Genomic DNA, 20,586 nt, shown 5'->3' on the forward strand with positions numbered 1-20,586 from the left:
CCCGGACCTGGGGTCCGAGGGCCTTGTGGGAGGGGCGGGGAGGCTCCCCGCGGCGACGATCTACGCCTTGGTCTGCTCCCGGTCCAAGGCCTCTGCCTCCTCCTCCGGTTCGCGTCCCGGAGTCGGCAGATTGAACTTCGTGATGACGAAGCGGAATAGCGCGTAGTACACGACGGCGAAGCACAGACCGATCGGAATGATCATCCATGGCTTGGTCGCGAGGCTCCAGTTGATGACGTAGTCGATCAATCCCGCGGAGAAGCTGAAGCCGTCCTTCACGCCGAGCGCCCACGTCACCGCCATCGAGACACCGGTGAGCACCGCGTGGATCGCGTACAGCAGTGGCGCGATGAAGAGGAACGAGTACTCGATCGGTTCGGTGATGCCCGTGACGAACGACGTCAGACCGACCGAGAGCATCATGCCGCCGACCACCTTGCGGCGCTCGGGGCGCGCGCAGTGCGTGATCGCGAGGGCCGCGGCAGGCAGCGCGAACATCATGATCGGGAAGAAGCCCGAGGTGAACTGGCCCGCCGTCGGGTCGCCCGCGAGGAACCGGTTGATGTCACCGTGCACGACCGTGCCGTCCGGCTTGGTGAAGTCGCCGAACTGGAACCACACGAACGTATTCAGGAACTGGTGCAGGCCGATGGTGAGCAGCGCGCGGTTGGCGACACCGAAGATGCCCGAGCCCAGCCAGCCGAGGTCGACGAGCCACTTGGAGAAGCTGGTCAGCGCGTCACCGATGGGCGGCCAGATCCAGACGCAGATCCCGGCGAAGACCAGGCCGATGAAGGCCATGATGATCGGTACGAGCCTGCGGCCGTTGAAGAAGCCGAGCCAGTCGACCAGCTTCACGCGGTGGTAGCGCTGCCAGAACCAGGCGGCGAGCAGGCCCATCACGATGCCGCCGAAGACCCCTGGATTCTGGTACGCGGCCTGTGCCACCGTCCCGTCCTCGGCCACGCACACCCCGCTCCACATGCCCGCGCCGCCGAACGTGGTGTCCGCGGGGCAGTCGTCGGGGAAGGCCCGCAGGACCGCGTAGTACACGAGGAAGCCCGCGACCGCCGCGAGCGCCGTGGAGCCGTCCGCCTTCTTCGCCATGCCGATCGCGACACCGATGCAGAAGAGCAGCGGCAGGCCGAGCGAGGAGTCGAGCAGGGAGCCGCCCGCCGCCGCGAAGACCTTCGCGACGTTCGTCCAGCCCAGACCGTCGTCACCGAACACGTCGGGCTGGCCGAGCCGGTTGAGGATACCGGCGGCCGGCAGGACCGCGATGGGCAGCTGAAGGCTGCGGCCCATCTTCTGGAGGCCCTGGAACAGGCCGTTCCACCACTTCTTCTGTGGCACCGCGGCGGCATGGGAACTCATTGGCGTCCCTCCCGGAACAAGCCAGGTTTGGCGGTCGTTGAAAACTGGTGTAGACCAGTTGCGGAACGGGTGGGAGTGCCGCCCGATGAGGGACGGCACCTTGATCGTCATCATTGGGCACGACTGCCGTAACCGCCCGCGAAGATGGTCCAACCGTGCGTTACCGTGGCAAAGCGGACCTACGGTGCGTCGAGGCCGCATCCTTTAAAAGCAGGGAGAAACACCATGGCCAGCAAGGCTGAGAAGATCGTTGCCGGGCTCGGCGGCATCGACAACATCGAAGAGGTCGAGGGCTGCATCACCCGCCTCCGCACCGAGGTCAAGGACCCCGCTCTGGTCGACGACGCCGCCCTCAAGGCCGCCGGAGCCCACGGCGTCGTCAAGATGGGCACCGCCGTCCAGGTCGTCATCGGCACCGACGCCGACCCGATCGCCGCGGACATCGAAGACATGATGTGAGCCGCTGAGCCCACCGCCGCGGGCCCCGTTCCGGAACCCGGACCGGGGCCCGCGCGCGTACCGGATAGGGTCGTGCCCATGTCTCGAATCGACGGCCGCACCCCCGAACAGCTCCGCCCCGTCACCATCGAACGCGGCTGGAGCAAGCACGCCGAGGGCTCCGTCCTCATCTCCTTCGGCGACACCAAGGTCTTCTGCACCGCCTCCGTGACCGAGGGCGTCCCGCGCTGGCGCAAGGGCAGCGGCGAGGGCTGGGTCACCGCCGAGTACTCGATGCTGCCGCGCTCCACCAACACCCGCGGCGACCGCGAGTCCGTGCGCGGCAAGATCGGCGGCCGCACCCACGAGATCTCCCGCCTCATCGGCCGCTCGCTGCGCGCCGTCATCGACTACAAGGCGCTCGGCGAGAACACCATCGTCCTGGACTGCGACGTCCTCCAGGCCGACGGCGGCACCCGCACCGCCGCGATCACCGGCGCGTACGTCGCCCTCGCCGACGCCGTCACCTGGGCCCAGGGCAAGAAGCTGATCAAGGCAGGACGCAAGCCGCTCACCGGAACCGTCTCGGCCGTCTCCGTCGGCATCGTCGGCGGCGTACCGCTGCTCGACCTCTGCTACGAGGAGGACGTCCGCGCCGACACCGACATGAACGTCGTCTGCACCGGCGACGGCCGCTTCGTCGAGGTCCAGGGCACCGCCGAGGCCGAGCCCTTCGACCGCAAGGAGCTCAACGCACTGCTCGACCTGGCCACCGGCGGCTGCGAGGAACTCGCCGCCCTGCAGCGCCAGGCACTGGAAGAGACGCTGCAGCGCGGCTGAATTGTGCGGTCCGCGCCGCCGGTTGAAGGCGGCCTGTCAACCATGGGATCCCCGGGGGCGTTGTCGAATACGACGGGCGCGTGGGACGGCCACGCGCTCACCCGTACCCCCGGGGAGGGCTTCACCCATGGTCGCGCGTCACCGTCGTCTCGCCATCGCCACTGTCACCACCCTGCTCGTCGTCCCAGGAGTGCTCGGTCTGGCCGCCTGCGACCCGTCGGACGCCGTGGACTGCGTCCGGGCGGCCGACGCGGTCTCGGACGGCGTCGACGCCATGCGCAAGGCCGCCCAGGAGGCGGCGCTCTACCCCGACAAGGCCGACAAGTCCTTCGACAACATCAAGTCCGACCTCGACGAGATCCGCGAGAAGAACGACGACGAGGACGTCCGTGACGCCGTCGACGAGATGAAGAAGGCCATGGACAACATCGAGGAAGCGGTCGACAACGGCGACAAGACCCCGGACCTCGGCCCCGTCGCGGCCGCGGGCGGCAAGGTCACCAAGGCCTGCACCCCGTAAGGGAAATCGAGTACCGAGGGCCGATCCCGGGGGCCGATACTGGGGGCGTGCGGCGGCGGCGCTGACCCGGAAGCATTCCGGCACGCCGGGCCCGAAGCCGCCCAGCAAGCAACCAACAGGCCCCTTAGGGGCGTTCTAACGAGTACGGGCGCGCGGGCCAAGCCGTGCGCCCGTCCGTACCCCCTGGGGAGGGACCGAACCATGGCCGCGCGCCACCGCCGTATCGCCACCGCTGTCACCGCCGTCCTGATCGCCGTGCCGGCGGGCATCGGCCTCGTCGGCTGCGACGCCGTCAGCAAGGCGCTCGACTGCGTGTCGGCCGCCGACGCCATCGCCGACAGCGTCACCGACCTGCAGACGGCCGTCGAGAAGGCGGGCGACGACCCGACACAGGCCGACGAGGCCCTCGACGAGATCGGCAAGAACCTCGACGAGATCGGCGACAAGACCGACGACACCGATGTCAACAAGGCCGTCGACGACCTCGACAAGGCCGTCGACAACGTCCGCCAGGCCATCAAGGACGGCGACGCCACCCCCGACGTCTCCCCGGTCACCGACGCGGCCGGCGAACTGACCAAGGTCTGCACGCCGTGACGAGCGGGTCCCGCGCCCCGGGATACTGGGGGCCATGACCCGCCTCATCCTCGCCACCCGCAACACCGGCAAGATCACGGAACTGAAGGCGATCCTCGCCGACGCAGGCCTCGACCACGACCTCGTCGGCGCGGACGCCTACCCCGAGATCCCCGACGTCAAGGAAACCGGCGTCACCTTCGCCGAGAATGCCCTGCTCAAGGCCCACGCCCTGGCGCAGGCCACCGGACTGCCCGCCGTCGCCGACGACTCGGGCCTCTGCGTCGACGTGCTCGGCGGCGCCCCCGGCATCTTCTCCGCCCGCTGGGCGGGCCGCCACGGCGACGACCGGGCCAACCTGGACCTGCTCCTGGCCCAGCTCGACGACATCGCCGCCGAACACCGCGGCGCCCACTTCGCCTGCGCGGCGGCACTGGCCCTGCCGGACGGCACGGAACGCGTGGTGGAGGGCCGCCTCCTCGGCACCCTGCGCACCGCCCCCTCCGGCACGGGCGGCTTCGGCTACGACCCGATCCTCCAGCCCGACGGCGACACACGGACCTGCGCGGAGCTGACGGCCGACGAAAAGAACGCAATCAGCCACCGCGGCAAGGCGTTCCGGGAGCTGGTGCCGGTGGTGCGGGAGTTGTTGGGCTGAGAGCACGCGCGTACGGCGAAGGCCCGGCTCGCGGGGTACGCGAGGCGGGCCTTCGGCTCTGAGGAGCAGTGCGGCGGAAGGGATTCGAACCCTCAAACCCTGTCACGGGTCACTGGACCTAAACCAGCTGTGTCGCCACTGCACCACCGCCGCTGGTAGTTACTCATGCTAACGGGCCGATGGCCCGAGCGGCACGTGGCCCGAGGATCAGGCATCGGCGCGAGGCGTTCTCCGTCGCCTGTTCCTGCACCAGGTCTCTGTCAATGCATGGCAGTTCGGGCATAGGTACCGTAGGTTCTCCCGCTGCCCGGTGCAGCCGGTCACGGCTTGCGCGGCTGGAATCCGGCGGCAGGACAGTGAGTGTGCTTGCCGCGATCGGCCTTCGTTCATTGACCTGAACGGCACCTCATGCCCTCCGCCTGAAGTGGCTGGTGTCGAGCTTGAGCCGGGCTGTTGCACGCCGGACCCGGCGGTGGTTGACATCACAGGCCTCCAGGCCGAGCGCCCGCATGACGTCCGCGCAGCCAGTGGCCTCGGGCACGGCCGCGCGGAGGGCGGTCTCGTCGATCGCCGGCTGTCATCCGGCATCCCGAGCTCACGGGCCGTGCCACGTGTGCTGGACGAGCTTGCCGGCTCGCGAACCACTGGCGTCCTTCGCGAGTGACAAGTCACCCCTCCCCTCCCGGCTGCGGGGCGGGCCGAAGGGGCGGTGGGGGAAGCGTCAGAACCTCGGTGGCGGAGTTTGTGCCTCCACCATTTCCGCCGCCTCCTCCTTCGTCCCCACCGAAGGGGGCGAGCCCGCGAGGGGCTGTTGGGCCGTTTCCTTCATGCAGGTCACCGCGATGACGCCGACGAGGGCCGCGGCCATGGAGTAGTACGCGGGGATCATGTCGGTGCCCGTCAGGCTGATCAGTGAGGTGATCACCAGGGGGGCCGTGCCGCCGAAGAGGGAGGCGGAGAGGTTGTAGCCGACGGAGAGGGAGCCGTAGCGGACCGAGGTGGGGAAGAGGGCGGGCAGGGTGGCCGACATGGTGCCGAGGAGGCAGACCAGGGAGAGGCCCAGGAGGAGCATGCCCGCCGAGACCGCGAGCAGGCTGCCCTGCTTGATCAGGAGGAACGCGGGGATGGACAGGACCAGGAAGCTCAGCATGCCCGTCATCAGGAGCGGCTTGCGGCCGAAGCGGTCGGAGAGCCTGCCGACCTGATTGATGATCAGCATCAGGACCACCATCGTGCCGATGAGGATCAGGAGGCCGTGGGAGTCGTCGTAGCCGAGTTCGTCGGAGAGGTACGTCGGCATGTACGACAGGAGCATGTAGTCGGTGACGTTGTACGCGCCGACCAGGGCGATGCAGAGGATCAGCGTGGGCCAGTACTCGCGGAAGATCTTGGCCAGGTCGCCCTTGGCCGACGTCTCCACGGTGGAGGCGCCCTCGGCCGCCGAGTGGAAGGTGGCGTCCTCCATTTTCTGGAACGCGGGCGTCTCGTCGAGCCTGAGTCGCAGATAGAGGCCGACGAGGCCGAGCGGGCCCGCGACGAGGAACGGCACGCGCCAGCCCCAGGACTCCATGCCGTCGGAGCCGAGCGCGGTGTTGAGGACGAGGACGAGGCCCGCCGCGCCCGTGTACCCGGCCAGCGTGCCCAGTTCGAGGAAGCTGCCGAAGTAGCCGCGGCGCTTGTCGGGCGCGTACTCGGCGATGAAGGTGGACGCGCCGCCGTACTCGCCGCCGGTGGAGAAGCCCTGGACGAGGCGGAAGAGGATCAGGAGGACGGGCGCCCAGAAGCCGATCGAGTCGTACGACGGGATGAGGCCGATGGACAGCGTGCCGATCGCCATCATGATCATGGTCAGCGCGAGCACCTTCTTGCGGCCGATCTTGTCGCCCATGGGCCCGAAGACCATGCCGCCGATGGGGCGGACCAGGAATGACACCGCAAAGGTGGCGAAGGACGAGATCAGCTGGGCCGTGTCGTTCCCGGACGGGAAGAACACATGGCCGATGGTGACGGCGAGATAGCTGTAGATCCCGAAGTCGAACCATTCCATGGCATTGCCGAGCGAGGCCGCCTTGACCGCCCGCTTGACCGCTGCTTCGTCCGTGACCGTGATGTCGGTGCGGCGCAGGGGCGGATTTCTGCGCCGTTTCACGGCCCGGAACAGGGCGCGGTGGCGTTTGACCGCCTCGGTGTCGGCCTCGGGTGACGGGTGGGCCGCCATGGAGTGGATCCTTTCCGTCTGCGGGCATCCCCCCTTGAGATCACTTGCTCGTCCATGGCGGGTGCAAACGAAAGCCCCCCCCATGAGGGGGGCTTCGTCACATCACGGAAAGGGCGGTGGCGCGGCTCAGACGCCGAGGTCCCTGATGATCTTGGCGACGTGGCCGGTCGCCTTCACGTTGTAGAAGGCGTGCTCGACCTTGCCCTGCTCGTCGACGACGACGGTCGAGCGGATGACACCGGTCACGACCTTGCCGTACAGCTTCTTCTCGCCGAAGGCGCCGTACGCCTCAAGGGTCTCCTTGGAGGGGTCGCCGACCAGCGTGACCTTGAGGTTCTCCTTCTCGCGGAACTTCGCGAGCTTCTCCGGCTTGTCCGGGGACACGCCGATGACGTCGTACCCGGCGGCCGCGAGCACGTCGAGGTTGTCGGTGAAGTCGCAGGCCTGCTTGGTGCAGCCGGGGGTCAGGGCGGCCGGGTAGAAGTAGACGATGACCTTGCGGCCCTTGTGGTCGGCCAGCGAGACGTCCTTGCCGTCGGCGTCGGGCAGGGTGAAGGCGGGGGCGGTGTCGCCGGGCTTGAGTCGCTCGCTCATGTCTCTCGGTCTCCTCGCAAGGGTGCAGTGACGGTCACGAGCGTAATGGGGGTGCCGTGGGGTGCGGTGCCCGCGAAGCTGACAGACTGTGGGCAACGGACTGTGGGGTACACGGTCACAGACTCTCTGATACGACCACGGAGGCAGCGCGGTGTCGGATGCGGATGCCAGGACCCCTGCGCAGATCGAGGCGGACATCAAGCGCCGGCGCGACCAGCTGGCCGAGACCCTCGACGAGATCGGGGTGCGGGTCCACCCGAAGACGATCGTCGGCGACGCGAAGGCGAAGGTCGTCGCGAGCGTGGACAACTCGCTCGGCCGGGCGTACGTCGGAGCGAACCGCTTCGTCTCGGACGTGCGGGGCCAGCTCGTCACCGAGGAGGGCGCGCCCCGTATCGAGCGGATCGTCCCGGTGGCACTGGTCGCGGTGGGCCTCGTGGGGCTCCTCGTGGTGAGCTCGCGTCGGCGCAACGGCTGACCGGGCACGTCGGAACGGCGGACCCGGCGGCTCATGGGCGGGCGGGGGACAGGTAGGTTCGGGGCGTGAGCGACAAGACCCATCACGACGACAAGCTGCCCATCCGGATGCTGCACGACCGCGTGCTCGTGCGGCAGGACACCAGCGAGGGCGAGCGGCGCTCCGGCGGCGGCATCCTGATCCCCGCGACCGCGGCCGTGGGCCGGCGGCTCGCCTGGGCCGAGGTGGTCGCGGTCGGGCAGAACGTGCGCACGGTGGAGCCGGGCGACCGGGTCCTGTACGACCCGGAGGACCGCGCCGAGGTCGAGGTGCGGGGCGTGGCGTACGTCCTGATGCGCGAGCGCGATCTGCACGCGGTGGCGGCCGACCGGTTCGAGGGCTCCGAGGATTCAACGGGCCTCTACCTGTAGACGGCAGTACGTGTAAGGGGCTGGTGACCATCGTCACCAGCCCCTTTTGCGTGGACTTTGCTACCTTGGTGGGACCCCGACGAGACGCGCCGTACCGGGCTTCCGCAAAGACGACGCACCCCTATTGAGAACGCGTTCCGCGTTTCAAGATGTCGGAGGTGCCGTCATGGCCTGGGTTCTGTTGATCGTCGCCGGTCTGCTCGAGGTGGGCTGGTCGATCGGGATGAAGTACACGGACGGATTCACGCGGCTGTGGCCCAGTGTGTTCACGGGCGCGGGCATCGTCGCGAGCATGATGCTTCTGTCGCACGCCGCGAAGACGTTGCCGATCGGTACGGCGTACGGCGTGTGGGTCGGTATCGGTGCGGCGGGCGCGGCGGTGCTCGGCATGGTGATTCTGGGTGAGCCGGTCACCGCGGCGCGGATCTTCTTTGTGTGTCTGCTGCTTGTGGCCGTCGTCGGTCTCAAGGCAACGTCCGGCCACTGAGTGCTTCGCCGGGTGGGGGAACCGCGGGTCCGTTGTGGCTTGTCGCGCCCACGCGGCGGAGCCGCACATGTCACAGCCCCGCGCCCCTGACGGGGCGCCCCCTAGGGCCTGTCCGGCGGATCATGCCGCGGTCGCGGGGCCTGGCACGCACATCTGCGGCGTTGTCGTCAGTTGCCAACGCTCCGCGTTGCCGCCCTCCTCCGCCTTGCAGCTGCACGCACCAGGCCCCGCTCACCAGCACCGAAAAGTGGGCGCCACCCGCACGCGGCCTGATCCGCCGGACAGGCCCTAGCCGTCCGTGAGCCCTCCGAGCGCGCCGCCGTCCGCGGTCCCGCCCCCTCCGTCGTCGGCGCCGCCGCCCGTCTGGCCGCCGTTCCCCGTCTGGCCGCCGTTGGTGGTGCCGCCGTCGGTCGTTCCGCCGTTGGTGGTGCCGCCGTCCGTGGTGCCGCCGTCGGTCTGGCCGCCCGTCTGGCCTCCGGTGTCCTGTCCGCCGGTCTGGCCGCCGTTGTTCTGGCCGCCGTTGGTGGTGCCGCCGTTCCCCGTCTGGCCGCCGTTGGTGGTGCCGCCGTCGGTCGTCCCGCCGTCGGTGGTGCCTCCGTCGGTCGTTCCGCCGTCGGTCTCCGGCTCCTCGGTGCCGCCCGTGGTGGGGTCGGGGACGACCGGTACGTCCGCGCCCTGCTCCAGTTCCAGGTCGAAGTCCTTGACCGGCTTGCCTTCGAGGGCGGCCTTGGTGAACTGGGCCCAGACGCGGGCCGGGTAGGCGCCGCCGTTGATGCGGGGCTCGCCGAGCGCGCCGTACAGCGGGGTGTGGGCGCCGGTGTCGGGGTCCTGGCCCATGACGGCGACGACGGTGGCGAGGTTCGGGGTGTAGCCCGCGAACCAGGCCGCGGTGTCGTTCTCGGCGGTGCCCGTCTTGCCCGCGGCGGGGCGGCCCGCGCCCTGGGCGGCGGTGCCGGTGCCGCCCTGGACGACGCTCTGCAGGATGGACGTGGTGGTGTCGGCGGCCTCGCGGGTCACGGCCTGCCGGGTCTTCTGCCCGGGCAGTTCGACCTCGTCGCCGTCCTTGGTGATCTTCTCGACGATGGTGTACGTGCCGTGCTTGCCGTGGTTGGCGAGCGTCGCGTACGCCTCGGTCATGTCCAGGACGCTCGCGGTGGCCGGGCCGAGCGCGATGGAGGGGGACGCGGTGAGGTCGGGGGTGCTGTCCGGGAGGCCGAGCTCGATCGCGGTGTCCTTGACCTTGTCGGAGCCGACGTCGACGGCCATCTGCGCGTAGACCGCGTTGACGGACTTGTCGGTGGCGGCGCGGACGGTGACGTTGCCGTACGAGACCTGGTCCTCGTTCTCGGGGGCGTACGTCCCGCCGCTCCAGCCCTGCACGGGGCGCTTGTTGGTGCCGTCGTAGATGGTGTTCGGGGTGATGGTGCGGCCGTCCTGGGTGACCGAGCCGTTCTCGACCGCCGAGGTGAACACGAACGGCTTGAAGGTGGAGCCGACCTGGTAGTCGCGGCGCGTCGCGTTGTTGACGTACTGCTTGGTGTAGTCGATGCCGCCGTACATCGCGACGACCTTGCCGGTGGCCGGGTCGATGGAGGCGCCGCCCGCGCGGACGTTGCGGTCGACCTTGCGCGCGTTCTTGTCGACCTTCGACATCACCTGGTCCTCGACGGCCTTCTTGAAGGCTTCCTGGTTGTCCTTCTGGAGGGTGGTGGTGATGCGGTAGCCGCCCTTGGCGAGGGTCTCCTCGTCGATGATCTTGTTCGTCGTCAGATAGTCCTCGACGGCCTTGACGACATAGCCGCGCTGCCCGGAGAGGCCCGCGGTGCCCTTGGCCTCCTCGGGCATCGGGAACTTGATGCCCGCGCGCTCGCTCTTGCCGAGCCAGCCCTCCTTGACCATGCCGTCGAGGACGTAGTTCCAGCGGCCCGCGGCGCGCGGCTTGTTCTCCGGGTGCGTGGCCACGTCGTAGGCGTTGGGGGAGTTGAGGAGCGTGGCGAGGTACGCGCCCTGGGCGACGCTCAGGTCCTCGACGTCCTTGCCGTAGTACGCCTGGGCCGCGGCCTGGATGCCGTACGCGTTGCGGCCGAAGTAGCTGGTGTTCAGATAGCCCTCGAGGATGTCGTCCTTGCTCACCTCGCGGTCGAGCTTGATCGAGATGAAGAACTCCTTCACCTTTCGGGTGACCGTCTGCTCCTGGCCCAGGTAGTAGTTCTTCACGAACTGCTGGGTGATCGTGGAGCCGGACTGCTTGCCCTTGCCGGTGACGGTGTTCCAGGCCGCGCGGATCATCGCCTTCGGGTCGACCGCGGACTCGCTGTAGAAGTCGCGGTCCTCGGCGGCGAGCACGGCGTGCTGGACGTCCAGGGGGATCTGCTTGAGCGGCACCTTCTCGCGGTTGACCTTGCCGTCGCGGGCGAGTTCGGTGCCGTCGGCGTACAGGTAGACGTTGCTCTGCTTGGTCGCCGCGGCGTTCGCGGGCGGGATGTCGACCAGCAGGTAGCCCGTCATGAACGCGCCCACGCCGAGCAGGATCAGCAGGATGAACCCGCCGAGGACCATGCGCCAGGTGGGGAAGATCCGCCGCCAGCCCTTGCGCTTGGGGCGCTTGGGCTTCTTGGGCTTCTTGCCCTTCACGCCCTCGCCGCCCTCGACCGCCTGGGCCTGTGCCGCCGCTCCCTCGGGAGTCTGTGGCGGGGCGCCAGCGGGCGTGTCCCGGGGCTCCCGGGGCGCCCACCCCTGGTGCCCTTCGGAACCCTGCTGCTGCGGCTCGTCGCTCATGTCTCGCGGAACTCCCGGTTAGCGTCGTACGTCCAGTACGCCTCGTAAACCCCCATTGCACACTGTCGCAACGCGCGTTCCCGACCAGGCACGCGCCCTCGCGCCGAAAATGCCTGGCACGAGCGACCCCGATCGCACTAGGCTCCAACGCTTTGGCCCGATTCGGGGCAGAGGCTCACGCTGAAAGGGATGCTCGTGCGTGCAGGACGGTTCCGTTTGTACGCGGCCGTCGCCAGAGGAGGCTTCCGGCGTTACGCGACGTACCGGGTGGCGACCGCGGCGGGGGTGTTCACCAACACCGTCTTCGGCATCATCCTGGCGTACACCTACATCGCGCTCTGGGACGAACGGCCGGGCCTCGGCGGCTACGACCAGGCGCAGGCGCTCACCTATGTGTGGCTCGGGCAGGGGCTGCTGACCGTGATGTCCCTGATGGGCGGCGGTTTCGAGAACGAGCTGATCGAGCGGATCCGCACCGGGGACATCGCCGTCGACCTGTACCGGCCCGCCGATCTGCAGGCCTGGTGGCTCTCGGCCGACCTGGGCCGCGCGGGCTTCCAGCTCCTGGGGCGCGGCGTCGTCCCGATGGTGGTCGGCGCCCTCGCCTTCGACCTGGCGCTGCCGCCGGACGCGGTGCGCTGGCTGACGTTCCTGGTGGCGGTCGTGCTCGGCGCGGTGGTCAGCTTCGCGCTCCGCTTCCTGGTGGCGCTCTCCGCCTTCTGGCTGATGGACGGCGCGGGCACCATCCAGCTCGCGTCACTCGCGGGTGTCTTCTTCTCCGGAATGCTCCTGCCGCTGAACGTCTTCCCCGGTGCGCTCGGCGAATTCGCCCGCGCGCTGCCCTGGTCGGCGCTGCTGCAGGTGCCCGTCGACGTCTTCCTCGGCACGCGCACCGGCACCGGCCTGCTGCGGGCGTACGCCTTCCAGATCGGCTGGGCCGCGGTGCTGCTCTCGGCCGGGCGGCTGCTCCAGACCGCGGCGACGCGACGGGTGGTGGTCCAGGGTGGCTGACGTGGCACAGGTGCGGGAGGGGCTGCGCACCTACCGGCTGATCTCCGGCATGTGGATCCGCTCCCTCATGGCCTACCGGGTGTCCTTCGTGATGACCGCGCTCGGCAACTTCGCGGTGACCGCGTTCGACTTCGCGGCGATCCTCCTGATGTTCTCCCAGGTGGACCGGCTCGGCGGCTACTCGCTCGCCGAGATCGCCCTCCTCTACGGCGCCGCGGGCGTCTCCTTCGGGCTCACCGACCTCGCCCTCGGGTCCATGGACCGGCTCGGCAAACGGGTGCGCGACGGCACGTTCGACACCCTTCTGGTGCGGCCGGTCCCGGTCATCGCGCAGGTCGCCGCCGACCGCTTCGGCCTGCACCGGGTCGGGCGCGTCCTGCAGAGCCTGCTCATCCTCACGTACGCGCTCGTGGTCCTGGACATCGACTGGACCCCGCTGAAGGTCCTGATGATCCCGGTGATGCTGCTCTGCGGCGCGGGGATCTTCGCGTCCGTGTGGGTGGCGGGCGCGGCCTTCCAGTTCGTGGCGCAGGACGCCGCCGAGGTGCAGAGCGCCTTCACCTACGGCGGGAACACGCTGCTCCAGTACCCGCCGACCCTCTTCAGCAAGGAGCTGGTGCGTGGCGTCACGTTCGTGCTGCCGCTCGCCTTCGTGAACTGGCTGCCCGCCCTGTACGTCCTGGGGCGGCCCTATCCGCTGGACCTGCCGGAGTGGGTGGCGTTCACCCCGCCGCTGGCCGCCGCGGGATGTCTCGCCCTGGCCGGTCTCGCCTGGCGCACCGGCCTCCGTTCGTACCGCAGCACTGGGAGCTGAACTGCCGTGGAGAGTGCCTTCATCGATCTTGACGGCGTCGAGAAGGTCTTCGACGTACGCAAGAAGACGGGCTTCATGCGCCGCGAGAAGCACGCGGTGCGCGCCGTCGACGGGATCTCCTTCACGGTGCCGCGCGGCGAGATGGTCGGCTACATCGGGCCCAACGGCGCGGGCAAGTCGACGACGATCAAGATGCTGACGGGGATCCTCACCCCCAGCGGCGGGCGGCTGCGCGTCGCGGGCATCGACCCGTCCCGCGAGCGCACCCGCCTCGCCCGCCGCATCGGCGTCGTCTTCGGCCAGCGCACCACGCTCTGGTGGGACCTGCCGCTCATCGACTCGTACCGTCTGATGCACCGCATGTACCGGATCCCCGACAAGCGCTTCGCCGAGAACCTCGACCGGTGCGTCGAACTCCTCGAACTGGGCGCCCTGTTGGACGTCCCCGTGCGTCAGCTCTCGCTCGGGCAGCGGATGCGCGGCGATATCGCGGCGGCGCTCCTGCACGACCCCGAGGTGCTCTACCTGGACGAGCCGACGATCGGCCTCGACGTGATCAGCAAGGCGAAGGTCAGGGGATTCCTGCGGGACCTCAACGCGGAGTCGGGCACGACGGTGCTGCTCACCACGCACGACCTCACCGACATCGAGCAGCTCTGCAAGCGCGTGATGGTCATCGACCACGGCCGCCTCATGTACGACGGCGCGCTCTCCGGGCTGCACGAGGCGGGCGAGAGCGAGCGCACCCTCGTGGTGGACCTGGAGCACGAACTGCCGCCCATCGAGGTCGAGTCGGCGCGGGTGGTGAAGGTGGAGGGCCCGCGGCAGTGGCTCGCCTTCCCCGCCGCTCAGTCCGCGGCCCCGCTCGTCGCGCGGATCGCCGCGGAGTACCCGATGGTCGACCTCTCCGTCAGGGAACCGGACATCGAGGCGGTCATCGCCAAGATGTACGCGGAGAGGGCGACCTCGTAAAGTGCACGTATGAGTGACGAACTCCCCGATCTGCGGGCCTCCGATGCCGACCGTGAGCGGGTCGCCGAGCAACTCCGCGACGCGATGGCGGAGGGCCGCCTCGACATGACGGAGTTCGAGGAGCGCCTCGACGCCACCTACAAGGCGCGTACGTACGGCGAGTTGGAGCCCCTCACCAGGGACCTGCCGAGCCACGGCACGAAGGTGTCCATGGTGAAGGGCCCGGTGCGCGACGACCCCGCGGCCATCGACTGGTCCGAGCGGATGGTGACCGGCGAACCGACGTCGACCATGGGCTTCGCCCTCTGGAGCGGATTCAGCCGCAAGGGCGGCTGGGTGGTCGGCCGGCAGTTCAACGGGTTCGCGATGTGGGGCGGCGGCGACATCGACCTGCGCGAGGCGCGGTTCACCGAACAGGACGTCGAGATCCGCTGCTTCACGATCATGGGCGGCATGCAGGTCACGGTGCCGCCCGAAATGACCGTGGTCGTCAAGGGCTTCGGCTTCATGGGCGGCTTCGACGACCGGGCCACCGGCGAGGGCACCCCCGGCTCCCCCCGCGTCGTCGTCAAGGGCTTCGCCCTGATGGGCGGCGTCGGCGTGGACCGCAAGATCCGCCGGATGGAGAAGCTGCGGCTGAAGGAGGAACGGCGCCGCCTCCGGCAGGAGGAGCGACGCCAGTTGAGGGACCAGTAGCTGCGGGACCAGTAGCTGAGGGACCAGTACCCGCAGCGGAACTCAGAGCTCAGCCGCAGCCGACCCCTTCAGATGGGCGAGGTCGAACGTCTCCGCCATCCGGCGATACCCCGCATCGCTCGGGTGCAGATGGTCCCCCGAGTCGTACTGCCCCCGCAGCTTCCGCGGGTCATAAGCATCGCGCAGCGCCTCGTCGAAGTCGACGTACTCGTCGAAGACCTCCCCGGCGCGGATCCGCTCGTTCACGGACTGCCGCACGGCCTCGAGGCGGGGCTCGTACCCCCGGTGCCCGCCGAACGGCATGAGCGTCGCACCGACGACCCGCAGACCGCGCGTGTGCGCCTGGCGGGTCAGCTCGCGCAGGCCCTCGACGATGCGGTCGGGGTCGTTCTGGTGCGGGTTGCGCAGGATGTCGTTGACGCCGAGGGCGATGACGACGGCCTTGACGCCGCTGCGGTCGAGGACGTCGCGGTCGAAGCGGGAGAGGCCGCTCGGGTTGGCGGCGGGGCTTCCGCGGCCGTCGGAGAGGATGCGGTTGCCGCTGATGCCCTGGTTCACGACGCCGTAGCGGGGCGCGCCCGCCTCGTCGCGGAGCCGGTCGGCGAGGACGTCGGTCCAGCGGCGGTTGGCGCCCATCGTGGACGAGATGCCGTCGGTGATGGAGTCGCCGAAGACGACGACGGTGCCGTCCGACTCGTTGCTCAGCACGTCCACCGCGGCCAGGTAGCGCCAGTACGGGCTCTGCTCGGTGTACGCCTCGCCGCCCTGGTCCTCGGTGCGGTCGCCCTCGGCGACGTAGCTGATCTGCCGTGCGTGCGGGTGGTAGGTGACCGGGCCCGACGGGGTCGGCGAGTACGTCGTGATCAGCAGGTCGGCGTCGTGCGGGACGCGCAGCCTGGCCGCGTCGCTCAGGACCTGCCGGCCGGGCGGGATCACCACCGAGGTGTTGCCGTTGAAGGTGAGGCGGCGCAGGGTGCCGGGCGCGGCCGCCGGGTTGTTCGCGGCGGAGGCGATCGCCATGGAGGCGTGCGTGATGCTGAGCGGCGTGGTGCCGTACAGGTTCGACAGGGTGATGCGGGCGCTGCTGCCGCCGACGCTGGTGTGCACGACGTTGCGGATGGAGCGTCCCGCGAACCCCTTCTGCTCCGTGCCCGGTTCGGACCCCGCGGGGGACGCGGACCAGGAGCCGACCCAGGTGCCGGAGGAGGCGGGGGCGGCGGAGTTGCGGGGGGCGCGCGGACCTGTGGCGGAGTTCTGCGAGCCGTCGTCGGCGCCGGAGACGCCGAGGTATATAGCGGCGGAAATCACCACTATGACCGCGAGGACCGCGGCGAGAAGGGCATAACCGTGACGCTTGGTCATGCGGGCTCTTTCTCCTCGGGCAGGGGGAGCCCCGAGGCTCCGATGTGATCACCCCATGATGCGTCATGGGCCGTGAGGCGGCCGACACTGCCCCCCTCCGCCCACTGAGACGCCGGGAACTTGTCGTCCGTTCCAGGAGTCGGTCAGGAAGGGGCACGGAACACAGGACGCGGGGACAATGCGGATGAAGACGATGCGAACGGGCCAGGTGGAGTGAGTGGAACGCACGAATGCGGAGGAAGCGGCCGAACCGGCCGAAGCGGATGACGGGCAGCATGCCCGTGAAATCCGTCCTTCAAGCGGTGCGCCGAGCGGTGCCCCGTTCGGCGCAGGCGGCTCCACGAACGGCGCAGCGGGTGGCTCTTCCGGCGGTGCGAAGGACGGTGGTGGCGGTGCCGCCGCGCCCGCGCCCGGCGGCTTCACGTACAGCGCCGCCGACGAGGAGAAGCGGCGCGGCGTCCGCCGCATGAAGATCACCGCGACGGGGCTGCTCGTTTTCGTCGCGCTGGTCTACGTACTCGCGAAGTGGGCGCAGCACTCCGGGGCCGGCGCCTGGGCGGGGTACGTCGCGGCGGCCGCCGAGGCCGGCATGGTCGGCGCGCTCGCCGACTGGTTCGCGGTCACGGCGCTCTTCCGCCACCCGCTGGGCATCCCCATCCCGCACACGGCGATCATCCCGAACAAGAAGGACCAACTGGGCGCGTCGCTCGGCGAGTTCGTGGGGGAGAACTTCCTCTCCGCCGATGTCGTACGAGGCAGGCTGCACGCCGTCGGCATCGGCGGCCGCCTCGGTGCCTGGCTCGCCGAGCCCGCGCACGCCGACCGGGTGACGGCCGAGCTGGCCACGGCACTGCGCGGCGCCCTCACCGTCCTGCGGGACTCCGACGTGCAGGCGGTCGTCGGCGAGGCCATCACGCGCCGCGCCGACGCCCAGGAGATCGCGCCCGGCATCGGCAAGATGCTGGAGAAGGTCGTCGCGGACGGCGGCCACAGACGAGTCGTCGACCTGGTCTGCGTACGCGCCCACGACTGGCTGGTCGAGCACGCCGACTCGGTGATGGACGCGGTGCAGGGCGGCGCCCCCGGCTGGACGCCGCGGTTCGTCGACAAGAAGGTCGGCGAGCGCGTCTACAAGGAACTCCTGCGCTTCGTCACCGAGATGCGGGACATGCCCGAGCACCCCGCGCGCGGCGCCCTCGACCGCTTCCTCTCCGACTTCGCGGGCGACCTCCAGTCCGACTCGGACACCCGTGAGCGCGTGGAGCGCCTGAAGCGGGAGGTCCTCGGCCGCGGCGAGGTGCAGGACCTGATCGCCTCCACCTGGTCGGCGGTCCGCCAGATGATCGTGGCCGCCGCCGAGGACGAGCGCAGCGAACTGCGGCTTCGCGTACGGGCTTCGCTGCTCTCGCTCGGCGCCCGGATGGCGACGGACGGCAACCTCCAGCGGAAGGTCGACGGCTGGGTCGAGGGCGCGGCGGTGTACGTGGTCACGACCTACCGCGACGAGATCACCTCGCTCATCACGGACACCGTCGCGGGCTGGGACGCGGAGCACACCTCGAAGAAGATCGAGGCGCACATCGGCCGTGACCTGCAGTTCATCCGGATCAACGGCACGGTGGTCGGCTCCCTGGCGGGGCTTGCGATCTATACGGTGTCGCGGGCGTTGGGGGCGTAGTCCTGGCGGGTTCCCCTCGGGGCATGGTCGGGGTGGCCGGACTATCGCCACATGAAAGAATCCGGCCATGACGGCAGCACGCGTGACGCACGGAGACGGCGCCCCGGCGGCCGCACGCCACACGGTCGCGGTCCTGGTCAGGGACGGTGTGCTGCCGATGGAGCTGGGCCTGGTCCACCAGTTGCTCGGCGCGGCCCGCGCCGCCTCCGGCGACCTGCTCTACGACGTCCGCACCTGCGCGCCCCGCCCCGGCAGGATCCGCACCGACGCGGACTTCCCGATCTACGCCGAACACGGCCTGGACACGGTCGCCGCGGCGGACACGGTGATCGTCCCGGCCTCGCACGAGAGCGACGAGGGGCTCGAACCGGGCGGCCTGGACCGGGAGTTGGCGTCGGCGCTGGCCGTTCGTGCCGGGCGTCGGGTGGCCTCCATCTGTACCGGCTCGTTCGTCCTCGCCGCGGCCGGACTCCTCGACGGCCGCAGGGCGACGACGCACTGGATGTCGGCGGACCGCTTCGCGCGGACGTTCCCCGAGGTGACCGTCGACGCGGACGTCCTCTACGTGGACGAGGGCGAGGTCCTCACCTCGGCGGGCGAGGCCGCGGGCATCGACCTGTGCCTGCACCTGATCCGCACCGACCACGGCGCCGCGGTCGCGGCGGACGTGGCCCGCCGCACCGTCGTACCGCCCCACCGCGATGGCGGCCAGGCCCAGTACATCCAACGCCCCGTCCCCGAACCCTCATTGACCTCGACGGGCGCGGCCCGCACCTGGGCCCTGACCCGCCTCGCCGAACCGCTGACACTGGCCCACCTGGCGGCCGTCGAGTCGATGAGCGTCCGCACCTTCAGCCGCCGCTTCCGCGAGGAGACCGGCCTGACCCCCATGCAGTGGCTCACCCAGCGCAGGGTGGACAGGGCCAGGGAACTGCTGGAGTCGACGGACCACACGGTCGACCGCATCGCGACGGAGGCGGGCTTCGGCACGGGCGCGTCGCTGCGACAGCACTTCGCGCTGGGGCTCGGGGTGTCGCCGGGGGCGTATCGGGCGACGTTCAGGGGGGTGCGGGTGTAGTCGGGCCTGCCCGGGGGGAATGGTTCGGGGGTGCGGGCGTAGCGGGACCGCCCTGGGCGGAATGGTTCGGGGGGTGCGGGCGTAGCCGGGCCGCCCTGGGCGGAATGGTTCATACCTGAGTACGCGTACTCTGTCCCGCCCGGCGGGGCGAGCGGCATCGTCGTACGCATGAACACGCTGCTGACTCCTCTTCCGAAGAGCACGCCGCTGCCGAGGTACGCGACCCGACTGCTCGGCGCCGCCCTCTCGGCGGCCGCGTACGTGGTGTGCCTCCCCTGGGACCTGCGCAACCGCGCCGAATCACCGGGAGCGATCAACGAGACGTCCCCGGTGACGGCACCGGGCCTCACCTTCCTGACCCTCTCCCTGCTCGCCCTCGCGGCCTACTTCGGCATCCGGGACCGTCTGGCCTGGACCCTCCTCCTAGTGGCCGCCCCACCCGCGACGCTCCTCTACATCTCCTTCGACACCCACCCCACCCAGGACGCGAACGCGTGGCCGGTGGCGTGGGCGTTCTTCACGTTGCTGATGGGGGGCGGGGCGCTGGTGGTGGGGGCGGTGGCGCGGCAGTTCGGGCCGCGGGGCCAGGGCGACTGAACGGCCGCGGGCCCCGGGGCCTGAGAGTGGTCCGCTTGGCTGGGCCGGGGAGCCCAGTGCTCAGCTCCGCCGGTCGGCCAGCAGGTACGAGGCGAGCCCGACCCCGCCCGCGACGCCGACCACGGCGGGCCAGGCGCCGACCTTCTTCGCGAGCGGATGCGACCCGGCGAACCCGGCGACGTACGCCGCGCTGAGGGCGACGGCGGTCTTCCCTCCGGCCTTCTGCTGCCACTGCCGAGCGGCAACGGCCCCGGCCGCGGCGAGCACCGCCCCACCGAGGGGACGCTTCTTGGTGAAGCGGGCGGTGGCGTAGCCGCCGATGAGCCCACTCGCGGCCACTGCCGCCGCCGGAATCCTCGCCATGATCGGTCCGCCTCTCGGTGATACGTCCTTGATGTTCCTCGGCCCGAGGCTAACGCGGGGGGATGGGGCGGTGGTCGGCGGGATCAGGTGACTGGTCTCGACGACGGAACTCGTGCCCGGAGCGACGACTCCCCGTCCGCCGTCACGGGCGCACCGAAGGGTGTCTTGCCCTCGGTTGTCTCTGGGGCGACGGAGGCGGCTGGGCCCGGCGCAGCGTTGGGCGTCGAAAGGCCGCGTCACCGGTTCTTGGTGGACTTCGCCGATCGGAGCACCGAGGCGACCTGGATGGCCACCTGTTCCGGCTTCTCGTGTTCCCAGAAGCGGAGGACGGTCCAGCCCAGGGATTCGAGATGGGCCGTGGTCCTCGTGTCACGGAGGGCGTTCCTGTCGATCTTCTCGCGCCAGAACGCGGAGTTCGCCTTCGGGGAGGTGGCATGCTCCGGACAGCCGTGCCAGAAGCAGCCGTCGATGAAGACGGCGACACGAGGCCCTGGGAAGGCGATGTCGATCGTGTTGCGGGCCATTTCGGGGACACGTCGCTGAAGCCGGAAGCGGAGACCGGCGGCGTGGAGCAGACGACGGACGGCCAGTTCCGGTTTGGTGTCCCGAGAAGGTTGCCTGCTCATCCGGGCGGAGACGGCGGG

Annotated in this window: 22 protein-coding genes, 1 tRNA gene and 1 riboswitch; of the genes, 15 read left to right on the forward strand and 8 right to left on the reverse strand. The window is 70.0% G+C overall.

From position 1 onward, the window contains the following. Positions 1-60 precede the first annotated feature (60 nt). On the reverse strand, positions 61-1,374 hold the full coding sequence (locus ACFWZ2_RS25300) for a PTS transporter subunit EIIC (RefSeq protein WP_384549297.1): 1,314 nt from the start codon (positions 1,372-1,374) through the stop codon (positions 61-63). A 225-nt stretch (positions 1,375-1,599) separates the two neighbouring features. Between ACFWZ2_RS25300 and ACFWZ2_RS25305 the strand changes: the two genes are divergently transcribed. The 5 genes from ACFWZ2_RS25305 (at position 1,600) to rdgB (ending at position 4,406) form a co-directional block, all read left to right on the forward strand. Beyond that, entirely contained in the window at positions 1,600-1,833 is a 234-nt protein-coding gene (locus ACFWZ2_RS25305) for a glucose PTS transporter subunit EIIB (protein WP_055553187.1), read from the forward strand. 78 nt (positions 1,834-1,911) lie between these two features. Continuing rightward, positions 1,912-2,652 carry a ribonuclease PH gene (rph, locus tag ACFWZ2_RS25310; protein WP_384549299.1) on the forward strand — a complete coding sequence of 247 codons (741 nt, stop codon included), beginning with the start codon at positions 1,912-1,914 and terminating at the stop codon, positions 2,650-2,652. 127 nt (positions 2,653-2,779) lie between these two features. After that, on the forward strand, positions 2,780-3,172 hold the full coding sequence (locus ACFWZ2_RS25315) for a hypothetical protein (RefSeq protein ID WP_384549300.1): 393 nt from the start codon (positions 2,780-2,782) through the stop codon (positions 3,170-3,172). A 201-nt stretch (positions 3,173-3,373) separates the two neighbouring features. Continuing rightward, complete coding sequence (locus ACFWZ2_RS25320; RefSeq protein ID WP_384549302.1) at positions 3,374-3,769, forward strand: hypothetical protein; 396 nt, start codon at positions 3,374-3,376, stop codon at positions 3,767-3,769. 34 nt (positions 3,770-3,803) lie between these two features. Then, complete coding sequence (gene rdgB, locus ACFWZ2_RS25325) at positions 3,804-4,406, forward strand: RdgB/HAM1 family non-canonical purine NTP pyrophosphatase (protein WP_384549304.1); 603 nt, start codon at positions 3,804-3,806, stop codon at positions 4,404-4,406. Between the two features lie 69 nt (positions 4,407-4,475). Here rdgB and ACFWZ2_RS25330 read toward each other — a convergent pair. The 3 genes from ACFWZ2_RS25330 to bcp form a co-directional block, all read right to left on the reverse strand. Continuing rightward, positions 4,476-4,559 (reverse strand) — tRNA-Leu (locus tag ACFWZ2_RS25330). Positions 4,560-5,127: 568 nt separating this feature from the next. Continuing rightward, positions 5,128-6,624 (reverse strand): glycine betaine/L-proline transporter ProP, encoded by a 1,497-nt coding sequence (gene proP, locus ACFWZ2_RS25335; RefSeq protein ID WP_384549305.1) that lies wholly within the window; start codon positions 6,622-6,624, stop codon positions 5,128-5,130. Positions 6,625-6,750: 126 nt separating this feature from the next. After that, entirely contained in the window at positions 6,751-7,218 is a 468-nt protein-coding gene (bcp, locus tag ACFWZ2_RS25340) for a thioredoxin-dependent thiol peroxidase (RefSeq protein WP_384549307.1), read from the reverse strand. Positions 7,219-7,369: 151 nt separating this feature from the next. Here bcp and ACFWZ2_RS25345 point away from each other — a divergent pair, with 151 nt between their 5' ends. The 3 genes from ACFWZ2_RS25345 (at position 7,370) to ACFWZ2_RS25355 (ending at position 8,593) form a co-directional block, all read left to right on the forward strand. After that, on the forward strand, positions 7,370-7,696 hold the full coding sequence (locus tag ACFWZ2_RS25345) for a DUF3618 domain-containing protein (RefSeq protein ID WP_384549309.1): 327 nt from the start codon (positions 7,370-7,372) through the stop codon (positions 7,694-7,696). 65 nt (positions 7,697-7,761) lie between these two features. Beyond that, on the forward strand, positions 7,762-8,106 hold the full coding sequence (locus ACFWZ2_RS25350) for a GroES family chaperonin (RefSeq protein WP_384549311.1): 345 nt from the start codon (positions 7,762-7,764) through the stop codon (positions 8,104-8,106). Between the two features lie 54 nt (positions 8,107-8,160). Further along, positions 8,161-8,226: riboswitch (guanidine-III (ykkC-III) riboswitch) on the forward strand. Between the two features lie 46 nt (positions 8,227-8,272). Continuing rightward, complete coding sequence (locus ACFWZ2_RS25355; protein WP_365150541.1) at positions 8,273-8,593, forward strand: multidrug efflux SMR transporter; 321 nt, start codon at positions 8,273-8,275, stop codon at positions 8,591-8,593. Between the two features lie 288 nt (positions 8,594-8,881). Here ACFWZ2_RS25355 and ACFWZ2_RS25360 read toward each other — a convergent pair whose 3' ends face one another. Beyond that, positions 8,882-11,371: a transglycosylase domain-containing protein gene (locus ACFWZ2_RS25360; protein WP_384549313.1), complete on the reverse strand. Its 2,490-nt coding sequence runs from the start codon at positions 11,369-11,371 to the stop codon at positions 8,882-8,884. A gap of 189 nt (positions 11,372-11,560) precedes the next feature. Here ACFWZ2_RS25360 and ACFWZ2_RS25365 point away from each other — a divergent pair, with 189 nt between their 5' ends. From ACFWZ2_RS25365 to ACFWZ2_RS25380, 4 genes are read left to right on the forward strand one after another with little or no spacing between them, the layout of a single operon-like run. Then, positions 11,561-12,382, forward strand: coding sequence for an ABC transporter permease (locus ACFWZ2_RS25365; RefSeq protein ID WP_384549314.1), 822 nt, complete (start codon positions 11,561-11,563; stop codon positions 12,380-12,382). A 49-nt stretch (positions 12,383-12,431) separates the two neighbouring features. Continuing rightward, positions 12,432-13,196, forward strand: a complete 765-nt coding sequence (locus ACFWZ2_RS25370; RefSeq protein ID WP_384549399.1) for an ABC transporter permease — start codon at positions 12,432-12,434, stop codon at positions 13,194-13,196. A 6-nt stretch (positions 13,197-13,202) separates the two neighbouring features. Continuing rightward, positions 13,203-14,168: an ATP-binding cassette domain-containing protein gene (locus ACFWZ2_RS25375; RefSeq protein WP_384549316.1), complete on the forward strand. Its 966-nt coding sequence runs from the start codon at positions 13,203-13,205 to the stop codon at positions 14,166-14,168. Between the two features lie 9 nt (positions 14,169-14,177). Then, the gene (locus ACFWZ2_RS25380; RefSeq protein ID WP_384549318.1) at positions 14,178-14,864 is read left to right on the forward strand and encodes a DUF1707 domain-containing protein; all 687 of its coding nucleotides are present in this window, start codon (positions 14,178-14,180) and stop codon (positions 14,862-14,864) included. A 42-nt stretch (positions 14,865-14,906) separates the two neighbouring features. On the opposite strand, the gene ACFWZ2_RS25385 is transcribed toward ACFWZ2_RS25380, so the two are convergent. Next, complete coding sequence (locus ACFWZ2_RS25385) at positions 14,907-16,226, reverse strand: SGNH/GDSL hydrolase family protein (protein WP_384549320.1); 1,320 nt, start codon at positions 16,224-16,226, stop codon at positions 14,907-14,909. A gap of 286 nt (positions 16,227-16,512) precedes the next feature. Between ACFWZ2_RS25385 and ACFWZ2_RS25390 the strand changes: the two genes are divergently transcribed. The 3 genes from ACFWZ2_RS25390 to ACFWZ2_RS25400 all read left to right on the forward strand — a co-directional run bounded on the left by ACFWZ2_RS25390 (position 16,513) and on the right by ACFWZ2_RS25400 (position 19,579). After that, complete coding sequence (locus ACFWZ2_RS25390; protein WP_384549401.1) at positions 16,513-17,904, forward strand: DUF445 domain-containing protein; 1,392 nt, start codon at positions 16,513-16,515, stop codon at positions 17,902-17,904. Positions 17,905-17,971: 67 nt separating this feature from the next. After that, complete coding sequence (locus tag ACFWZ2_RS25395) at positions 17,972-18,982, forward strand: GlxA family transcriptional regulator (RefSeq protein WP_384549322.1); 1,011 nt, start codon at positions 17,972-17,974, stop codon at positions 18,980-18,982. Between the two features lie 168 nt (positions 18,983-19,150). Continuing rightward, complete coding sequence (locus ACFWZ2_RS25400) at positions 19,151-19,579, forward strand: hypothetical protein (RefSeq protein WP_384549323.1); 429 nt, start codon at positions 19,151-19,153, stop codon at positions 19,577-19,579. 60 nt (positions 19,580-19,639) lie between these two features. Here the strand turns inward: ACFWZ2_RS25400 and ACFWZ2_RS25405 are convergent, their stop codons facing one another. Then, positions 19,640-19,942 (reverse strand): hypothetical protein, encoded by a 303-nt coding sequence (locus ACFWZ2_RS25405; RefSeq protein WP_384549325.1) that lies wholly within the window; start codon positions 19,940-19,942, stop codon positions 19,640-19,642. Between the two features lie 236 nt (positions 19,943-20,178). Next, positions 20,179-20,568 carry a very short patch repair endonuclease gene (locus tag ACFWZ2_RS25410; RefSeq protein ID WP_384549403.1) on the reverse strand — a complete coding sequence of 130 codons (390 nt, stop codon included), beginning with the start codon at positions 20,566-20,568 and terminating at the stop codon, positions 20,179-20,181. Positions 20,569-20,586 lie beyond the last annotated feature (18 nt).

Origin of the sequence: Streptomyces sp. NPDC059002 (genome assembly GCF_042740435.1) — a bacterium.
In the GTDB taxonomy this organism is placed as follows: Bacteria; Actinomycetota; Actinomycetes; order Streptomycetales; family Streptomycetaceae; genus Streptomyces.

Excerpts from the sequence above, each read along its gene's own strand:
- ACFWZ2_RS25300 (WP_384549297.1), bottom strand. The coding sequence starts at position 1,374 with ATGAGTTCCCATGCCGCCGCGGTGCCACAGAAGAAGTGGTGGAACGGC.
- ACFWZ2_RS25370 (WP_384549399.1), top strand. The coding sequence starts at position 12,432 with ATGTGGATCCGCTCCCTCATGGCCTACCGGGTGTCCTTCGTGATGACC.
- ACFWZ2_RS25405 (WP_384549325.1), bottom strand. The coding sequence starts at position 19,942 with ATGGCGAGGATTCCGGCGGCGGCAGTGGCCGCGAGTGGGCTCATCGGC.
- ACFWZ2_RS25395 (WP_384549322.1), top strand. The coding sequence starts at position 17,972 with ATGACGGCAGCACGCGTGACGCACGGAGACGGCGCCCCGGCGGCCGCA.
- ACFWZ2_RS25380 (WP_384549318.1), top strand. The coding sequence starts at position 14,178 with ATGAGTGACGAACTCCCCGATCTGCGGGCCTCCGATGCCGACCGTGAG.
- rdgB (WP_384549304.1), top strand. The coding sequence starts at position 3,804 with ATGACCCGCCTCATCCTCGCCACCCGCAACACCGGCAAGATCACGGAA.
- proP (WP_384549305.1), bottom strand. The coding sequence starts at position 6,624 with ATGGCGGCCCACCCGTCACCCGAGGCCGACACCGAGGCGGTCAAACGC.
- ACFWZ2_RS25365 (WP_384549314.1), top strand. The coding sequence starts at position 11,561 with ATGCTCGTGCGTGCAGGACGGTTCCGTTTGTACGCGGCCGTCGCCAGA.
- ACFWZ2_RS25400 (WP_384549323.1), top strand. The coding sequence starts at position 19,151 with ATGAACACGCTGCTGACTCCTCTTCCGAAGAGCACGCCGCTGCCGAGG.
- rph (WP_384549299.1), top strand. The coding sequence starts at position 1,912 with ATGTCTCGAATCGACGGCCGCACCCCCGAACAGCTCCGCCCCGTCACC.
- ACFWZ2_RS25360 (WP_384549313.1), bottom strand. The coding sequence starts at position 11,371 with ATGAGCGACGAGCCGCAGCAGCAGGGTTCCGAAGGGCACCAGGGGTGG.
- ACFWZ2_RS25385 (WP_384549320.1), bottom strand. The coding sequence starts at position 16,226 with ATGACCAAGCGTCACGGTTATGCCCTTCTCGCCGCGGTCCTCGCGGTC.
- ACFWZ2_RS25320 (WP_384549302.1), top strand. The coding sequence starts at position 3,374 with ATGGCCGCGCGCCACCGCCGTATCGCCACCGCTGTCACCGCCGTCCTG.
- ACFWZ2_RS25305 (WP_055553187.1), top strand. The coding sequence starts at position 1,600 with ATGGCCAGCAAGGCTGAGAAGATCGTTGCCGGGCTCGGCGGCATCGAC.
- ACFWZ2_RS25315 (WP_384549300.1), top strand. The coding sequence starts at position 2,780 with ATGGTCGCGCGTCACCGTCGTCTCGCCATCGCCACTGTCACCACCCTG.
- ACFWZ2_RS25410 (WP_384549403.1), bottom strand. The coding sequence starts at position 20,568 with ATGAGCAGGCAACCTTCTCGGGACACCAAACCGGAACTGGCCGTCCGT.
- ACFWZ2_RS25355 (WP_365150541.1), top strand. The coding sequence starts at position 8,273 with ATGGCCTGGGTTCTGTTGATCGTCGCCGGTCTGCTCGAGGTGGGCTGG.
- bcp (WP_384549307.1), bottom strand. The coding sequence starts at position 7,218 with ATGAGCGAGCGACTCAAGCCCGGCGACACCGCCCCCGCCTTCACCCTG.